Source organism: Pseudomonas sp. GL_103 (assembly GCF_057835175.1).
Window position 1 is genome coordinate 2,328,343 of record NZ_CM174420.1, and the last position, 6,658, is coordinate 2,335,000.

A 6,658-nucleotide genomic window follows, 5' to 3' on the forward strand; every position below is an offset into this window, starting at 1 on the left:
TTCTTCATGGTCCCTGGTGGCAGCGGTTGCGATGATCTATGCCTGAATTCCTATGTCACCCTGTGCCGCCTGTAACGCTCGCTCCTCGGTCAGCGGCATGAAAACTGGCTGTGTGTTGCTGGAGTGCAGGTAAAGAAAGTAGTGCCCGGAATCGTCCAGCAATACCCGGTACAGTTCTGATGACCGAAAGTTGTTACCGATATAAATATTTTCCTTGAGGATCTCGAAAGATTTGATCCCATGCTCTCGCATTGTAGTTTCAAAGGCTTCGTAAAGACCTTCTCTGCGGCGTCGATTGTTTCGAGCATTTAGTTTGAAAAAAACCACCATCAGCACGGCATAGCTGACAAGGAGTATCACAAGGGCGCTAGTCCGCATACGTGGAGCTCCATGTTCTCTCAATCGCTGTACATCTCAGTGTAGGTGCGTTTCTGGTGGAATCTTCAGCTCATACCAAGGTCACGGCGCAAGAAGACTGCCTCGTGTGTCCTGGTCGCTCGAGTAGCAGAGACAACGACGGAGTACCCTGTGAGGCGCAGTGGTGCTGGTGACTATTCGCAGTTCACTGGCAGGCTATATGGTTTAATGAGAGAAATTCTTAATGGAGTTGTCGCTATGGAAAAGGCGTTTCGAAATCCGTTGTTTTTAACCGGGCTGCCGCTAGTTGTCTGCGGTCTTGCTATCACCGCGCCCGGCCTTTGGATTCCTGGCCTGGTCTTGATGGTCGCTGGCTGGGCAAAGGGGAAGAAGCGAGTCTGACGTCATCGCCGCGCCCCCTTGTAGATGAGCCAGGCCATGTAGAGGGGCGTCGCGATGGCGATAATCATTGCTTCACCGTGACCGGATGGGACAGGGGAGTGGGTGATTTTTTCGGGTTGGTCTAAGCTTTCGACTACGTTTCAATGCCGTTTTCGGCGAACCATTTGGCTCAGGCCACCGCTCGAAAGGACTCATATGAAATTCAATGTCGTTGCCTTGGGCTTGCTCGCTGTTTTGGCTGGCTGCACAACCGCTGGCCCATATGTCACCAACATCTCAAGCGATGGACGTAACGGCTTGAATATCGAGAAGTGCGCCGTGAAGATGAATGCTTTCATGGGTACTGTCAGCACCACCGAATGTACATCCCAGAACGTTCAACTCAGCCGCAGCAACTGATTTCAGGTTTCAGTTGGGCGCGATGATCTCTTCGCCGGGGTCTTGTCTGATTTCGAGAAGACTTTGATTGTGGAAGTCGCGCGCCAGGTTTTCGCTAATAATGATTTCGTTCCGTACACGAAGGGCTTCCCGCGCACCTTCAGGGCCGATGCGAATCGAAATGCGGTAGGAGTTTTCTCGCTCTGTGTTTTTCTGATTGCAAAATGCTATCTTTTGGCAATCCAGCTGTGGGTCTATTGCTCACGGATGCAACTGATCAAGGAGATCTCGATGTCTTCCCTGCAAGCCGAAATGCTCGTCGAACAGAAAGTCGCCAATGGAAAAAAATCAACGGGCGTTGCCTATCTGCTTTGGTTCTTCCTGGGTGGGTTTGGAGGTCACCGTTTCTATTTGGGTAAAACCGGAACGGCAGCCGTTCAACTGGTTATTACACTCATTGGCTGTTTTACTCTGTTTCCGCTCATCATCACGGGGATCTGGCTACTGATAGACGCCTTTTTGATTCCTGCGATTGTCAGAGAGCACGCTGAAGAAGTGCGGCACAGAGCTCGTCTTGAGGTGTCGCTGATTCAGCAAGGCTAGAGCCGTGCGCAATACCTGCGCTGAAAGCCGCGGATGATTCTTTGCGAAATCACAATAAAGGGGATGTGTTCGAATCACTTCGTTCCGACCATATTTTCCGATGACTTGGCCCAATCTGAAAGATTGGGCTTTTTCATGTCTGAAAAATACCCCCCGGTTTATCCCTGGAGCACTACGCTCCCCTCAACGCCGATCCAGCCAAACCGTCTGTGCATTACAGAATTCGCGCACCCCGAAATGCGAGAGCTCCCGGCCAAAGCCACTCTTCTTCACGCCGCCAAAACTGACACGCGGATCGCTGGCGCTATAGCCGTTGATGAATACGCCGCCGGTTTCAAGTTCGCCTGCCATCTGTCGGGCAAGTTCGGCATTGCGCGTGTAGAGCGTGGCGGTGAGGCCGAACTCGCTGTCATTGGCCAGTTCCAGCGCATGGGCAGCGTCTCGGGCCGTGATGATTGAGGCCACAGGACCAAACAATTCCTGTTTGAATGATGTCATCTGATCGGTCACGTCGCCGAGTACGGTGGGTTCATAGTAATTGCCGGGGCCTTCCGCCTTGTTTCCACCCAACAGCAACGTCGCACCTTCTTCCAGTGTGTCGCGCACCTGTTGATCCAGTTCGTCGCGCAGGTCGAAGCGAGCCATCGGGCCGATGTAGGTGGTGGTAGCCAGTGGATCACCGACAACCAGTTGTTGGGTGGCTTCAACGAACTTGCGGGTAAATTCCTCGACAACGCCTTGCTCGACAATCAGGCGTTTGGCGGCGGCGCAGACTTGCCCGGTGTTTTGATAGCGCCCGATCACGGCGGCTTTCACTGCCTCATCGAGGTCCGCGTCGTCGAGCACGATAAATGGGTCGGAACCACCCAGCTCCAATACACATTTCTTCAGTGCAGCTCCGGCCTGAGCACCGATGGCCATGCCCGCACGCACGCTGCCGGTGAGGGTGACGGCCGCGATACGTGGATCGGCGATCGCCCTGGATACACCTTCCGGGGTGACGTTGATGACCTCGAAAACACCTTCGGGAAAATCCGCTTGCCTGAAAGCGTCCAGCAGCAGGTAGGCGCTGCCCATGACGTTTGGCGCGTGCTTGAGCACGAAGGTATTGCCGGCGAGCAATGTGGGGACCGCGCCGCGCAGGACTTGCCAGATGGGGAAGTTCCAAGGCATCACGGCGAGAATCGGGCCCAGGGGACGATATTCGATGCGTGCCTTGCCGCCTTCCACCAAGGTTGGTTCCGGGCTAAGCATGGCGGGGCCGTGTTCGGCGTACCAATCGCAGAGCTGCGCGCATTTTTCAATTTCACCGCGGGCCTGGGCAATCGGCTTACCCATCTCCAGGGTGATCATGTTCGCCATGGCCTGCGCATTGTTGCGCAAGGCCTGGCCGAGGTTGATCAACAGCTGCGCGCGCTGCTCAACCGGTTTACCGCGCCAGGCGCGAAATCCGGTAGCGGCCCGCGTCAGCGCGGCCTGTAGTGCCGAATCGGATTCGAAAGGGTAATGACCGATCTGCTCGCCCGTGGTCGGGTTGATCGAAATGGCATGGGTAAGGCTGGATACGTTGGTCATGGCACCGTCCTGCGAGGTAGGAATGTGCTCAGGGTATGGGGCTATATGTTTTCTGGAAACTGAATAATACTGAGCATAACGTTCACGTTTGGAGAATGATTTGGATCTGGTTCAGCTCGAAATCTTCAAGGCTGTCGCCGAGCACGGCAGCATCAGCGTGGCCGCCCAGCATATCCACCGGGTGCCATCGAATCTCACCACCAGAATCAAGCAGCTTGAACTGGATCTGGGTGTGGACCTGTTTATCCGCGAGAAGAGTCGTCTACGCCTGTCGCCGGCCGGCTGGAGCTTTCTGGATTACGCTCGTCGTATTCTCGACCTGGTTCAGGAGGCGCGCGCAACAGTGGCGGGTGAAGAACCCCAGGGAGCCTTCGCCCTGGGTTCGCTGGAAAGTACTGCCGCGGTACGTATTCCAGAGTTATTGGCCGCCTATAACCAGAAGCACGCCAAGGTCGAACTGGACCTGTCCACCGGGCCATCCGGGACCATGATCGATGGGGTGCTGTCGGGGCGGCTGGCCGCTGCATTCGTCGATGGTCCGGTGTTGCATCCGGCGCTGGAGGGCGTGCCTGCATTCGAGGAGGAAATGGTCCTGATCGCACCCCTCAACCATGAACCGATTCATCGGGCGAAGGATGTGAATGGCGAAAACATCTATGCTTTTCGCTCCAACTGCTCCTATCGCCATCATTTCGAAAGCTGGTTCGCCAATGGCGCGGCGGTGCCCGGCAAGATTTTCGAAATGGAGTCCTATCACGGCATGCTGGCCTGCGTCAGCGCCGGTGCCGGCCTGGCGCTGATGCCCCGCAGCATGCTCGAAAGCATGCCTGGATGCACGACGGTCAGCGTCTGGCCGTTGTCGGAGTCGTTCCGCTATCTGCGCACCTGGCTGGTGTGGCGTAGGGGGACTGTGTCGCAGAGCCTGACGATGTTTGTGCGCTTGCTTGAGGAGCGCGGGGTGGTGTTGGTCGAAAAATAGTGGAAAGTTAACGGTCCGTGCTGAAAAACCGGATAATGGCGGCCAAATCGTATAGCTCGTTATTCTGGTAAGCATGCATGGAAATCAAGGTCAACTTTCTCGACAACCTTCGACTTGAGGCCAAGTTCGACGACTTCACGGTGATTGCCGATCAACCCATTCGCTACAAGGGCGATGGCTCGGCGCCGGGGCCGTTCGATTACTTCCTGGCTTCGTCGGCGTTGTGCGCGGCGTACTTCGTGAAGTTGTATTGCGAAACCCGCAATATCCCCACCGAAAATATCCGCCTGTCGCAGAACAACATTGTTGATCCGGAAAACCGCTACAACCAGATTTTCAAGATTCAGGTCGAATTGCCGGCGGACATCTCCGCCAAGGACCGTCAGGGGATCTTGCGCTCCATCGACCGTTGCACGGTAAAGAAGGTGGTGCAAACCGGGCCTGAGTTTGTGATTGAAGAGGTCGAAAACCTCGACGCCGATGCCCAGGCGTTGCTGATGCCGCACTCGACTGGCGAAGCGGGCACCTACATTGTGGGCAAGGACCTGCCGCTGGAGCAAACCATCGCCAACATGTCGGGCATCCTGGCCGACCTGGGCATGAAGATTGAAATCGCTTCGTGGCGCAATATCGTTCCCAATGTGTGGTCGCTGCACATCCGCGATGCACACTCGCCAATGTGTTTTACCAACGGCAAAGGCGCGACCAAAGAAGGCGCGCTGGCATCGGCACTGGGCGAGTTTATCGAGCGGCTCAACTGCAACTTCTTCTACAACGATCAGTTCTGGGGCGAGGACATCGCCAACGCGGCGTTTGTGCATTACCCGGACGAGCGCTGGTTCAAGCCGGGTCCGAAGGACGAACTGCCGACTGAAATCCTCGACGAGTACTGCCTGAAGGTTTACGACCGGGATGGCGAGTTGCGTGGCTCGCATCTGTACGACACCAACTCCGGCAACACCCAGCGTGGCATTTGTTCACTGCCGTTTGTGCGCCAGTCGGACAATGAGGTGGTGTACTTCCCCTCCAACCTGATCGAAAACCTGTTCCTGAGCAATGGCATGAGCGCTGGCAACACGCTGGCCGAAGCACAGGTGCAGTGCCTGTCGGAGATCTTCGAGCGCGCGGTCAAGCGCGAAATCCTGGAGGGCGAAATGGCCCTGCCGGATGTGCCGCAGGAAGTGCTGGCGAAATACCCGGGCATCCTGGCCGGTATCCAGGCCCTGGAAGAACAGGGCTTCCCGGTGCTGGTCAAGGATGCGTCGCTGGGTGGGGAGTTCCCGGTGATGTGCGTCACCTTGATGAACCCGCGTACCGGTGGCGTGTTTGCCTCGTTCGGCGCGCACCCAAGCCTGGAAGTGGCGCTGGAGCGCAGCCTGACGGAACTGCTGCAAGGCCGCAGTTTCGAAGGCCTGAACGATCTGCCTCAGCCAACCTTCGAAGGTCAGGCGGTGACTGAGCCGAACAACTTCGTCGAGCACTTTATCGATTCCAGCGGCGTGGTCTCGTGGCGCTTCTTCAGTGCCAAGCCGGATTTCGAATTCGTTGAGTGGGATTTCTCCGGTCAAGGCGAAAACTCCAATGCCGAAGAGGCCGCGACCTTGTTCGGCATTCTCGAAGACATGGGCAAAGAAGTGTACATGGCGGTCTATGAGCACATTGGCGCCAAGGCCTGCCGCATTCTGGTGCCGGATTACTCGGAAATTTATCCGGTAGAAGATTTGATCTGGGATAACACCAACAAAGCGCTGCAGTTCCGCGCTGACATCCTCAATCTGCACAGCCTGAGCAAAGTCGGCCTGAGATCGCTTGCCCAAGGTCTGGAAAACAGCGAGCTGGATGATTACACCGACATCACTACCTTGATCGGCATCGAGTTCGACGACAACACGCCTTGGGGCAAGTTGACGATCCTGGAGCTGAGGCTGCTGATTTATCTCGCCTTGCAGAAGTTTGACCAGGCCAAGGATCTGGTGGAAGCCTTCTTGCAATACAACGACAACACCGTCGAACGCGGCTTGTTTTATCAAGCCGTGAACGTCGTGCTGGAAATGCAGCTGGACGATGATCTGGAACTGAGCGACTACGAGGTCAACTTCCGCCGGATGTTCGGCAACGAGCGGATGGACGCGGCGATAGGGTCCGTGGATGGCAGCGTACGTTTCTACGGTCTGACGCCGACGAGCATGAAGCTGGAAGGGCTCGATAGGCACCTTCGCCTGATCGACAGCTACAAAAAGCTGCACATGGCGCGGGCGAGGGTGGCGGCTTTGTACAGCTGATAGCGATAACAAAAAAGCACCTTGGGTGCTTTTTTGTTTTTTGGCTATGACATGGGCTGTGGCTACCTATGAGGAAGCTCTT

6 protein-coding genes are annotated in these 6,658 nt (G+C 56.0%); 4 read left to right on the top strand and 2 right to left on the bottom strand.

Going from position 1 to position 6,658, the window contains the following annotated elements; all coding sequences use genetic code 11:
• Positions 1-36: 36 nt before the first annotated feature.
• Positions 37-378 carry a hypothetical protein gene (locus AC3IP0_RS10655; RefSeq protein ID WP_489319196.1) on the bottom strand — a complete coding sequence of 114 codons (342 nt, stop codon included), beginning with the start codon at positions 376-378 and terminating at the stop codon, positions 37-39.
• Positions 379-954: 576 nt separating this feature from the next.
• On the opposite strand from AC3IP0_RS10655, the gene AC3IP0_RS10660 reads away from it, so the two are divergent.
• Together AC3IP0_RS10660 and AC3IP0_RS10665 are read left to right on the top strand one after the other, a co-directional pair.
• The gene (locus AC3IP0_RS10660; protein WP_489319197.1) at positions 955-1,158 is read left to right on the top strand and encodes a hypothetical protein; all 204 of its coding nucleotides are present in this window, start codon (positions 955-957) and stop codon (positions 1,156-1,158) included.
• Between the two features lie 270 nt (positions 1,159-1,428).
• Positions 1,429-1,740 carry a TM2 domain-containing protein gene (locus tag AC3IP0_RS10665; RefSeq protein ID WP_489319751.1) on the top strand — a complete coding sequence of 104 codons (312 nt, stop codon included), beginning with the start codon at positions 1,429-1,431 and terminating at the stop codon, positions 1,738-1,740.
• A gap of 183 nt (positions 1,741-1,923) precedes the next feature.
• Here AC3IP0_RS10665 and AC3IP0_RS10670 read toward each other — a convergent pair whose 3' ends face one another.
• Positions 1,924-3,315: an aldehyde dehydrogenase family protein gene (locus AC3IP0_RS10670; RefSeq protein ID WP_489319198.1), complete on the bottom strand. Its 1,392-nt coding sequence runs from the start codon at positions 3,313-3,315 to the stop codon at positions 1,924-1,926.
• A gap of 100 nt (positions 3,316-3,415) precedes the next feature.
• Here AC3IP0_RS10670 and ptrR point away from each other — a divergent pair, with 100 nt between their 5' ends.
• Both ptrR and AC3IP0_RS10680 read left to right on the top strand, forming a co-directional pair.
• On the top strand, positions 3,416-4,294 hold the full coding sequence (gene ptrR / locus AC3IP0_RS10675; RefSeq protein WP_008047600.1) for a putrescine utilization regulator PtrR: 879 nt from the start codon (positions 3,416-3,418) through the stop codon (positions 4,292-4,294).
• Between the two features lie 77 nt (positions 4,295-4,371).
• Complete coding sequence (locus AC3IP0_RS10680) at positions 4,372-6,576, top strand: OsmC domain/YcaO domain-containing protein (RefSeq protein WP_489319199.1); 2,205 nt, start codon at positions 4,372-4,374, stop codon at positions 6,574-6,576.
• Positions 6,577-6,658 lie beyond the last annotated feature (82 nt).

Excerpts from the sequence above, each read along its gene's own strand:
- AC3IP0_RS10655 (WP_489319196.1), bottom strand. The coding sequence starts at position 378 with ATGCGGACTAGCGCCCTTGTGATACTCCTTGTCAGCTATGCCGTGCTG.
- AC3IP0_RS10665 (WP_489319751.1), top strand. The coding sequence starts at position 1,429 with ATGTCTTCCCTGCAAGCCGAAATGCTCGTCGAACAGAAAGTCGCCAAT.
- AC3IP0_RS10680 (WP_489319199.1), top strand. The coding sequence starts at position 4,372 with ATGGAAATCAAGGTCAACTTTCTCGACAACCTTCGACTTGAGGCCAAG.
- AC3IP0_RS10660 (WP_489319197.1), top strand. The coding sequence starts at position 955 with ATGAAATTCAATGTCGTTGCCTTGGGCTTGCTCGCTGTTTTGGCTGGC.
- AC3IP0_RS10670 (WP_489319198.1), bottom strand. The coding sequence starts at position 3,315 with ATGACCAACGTATCCAGCCTTACCCATGCCATTTCGATCAACCCGACC.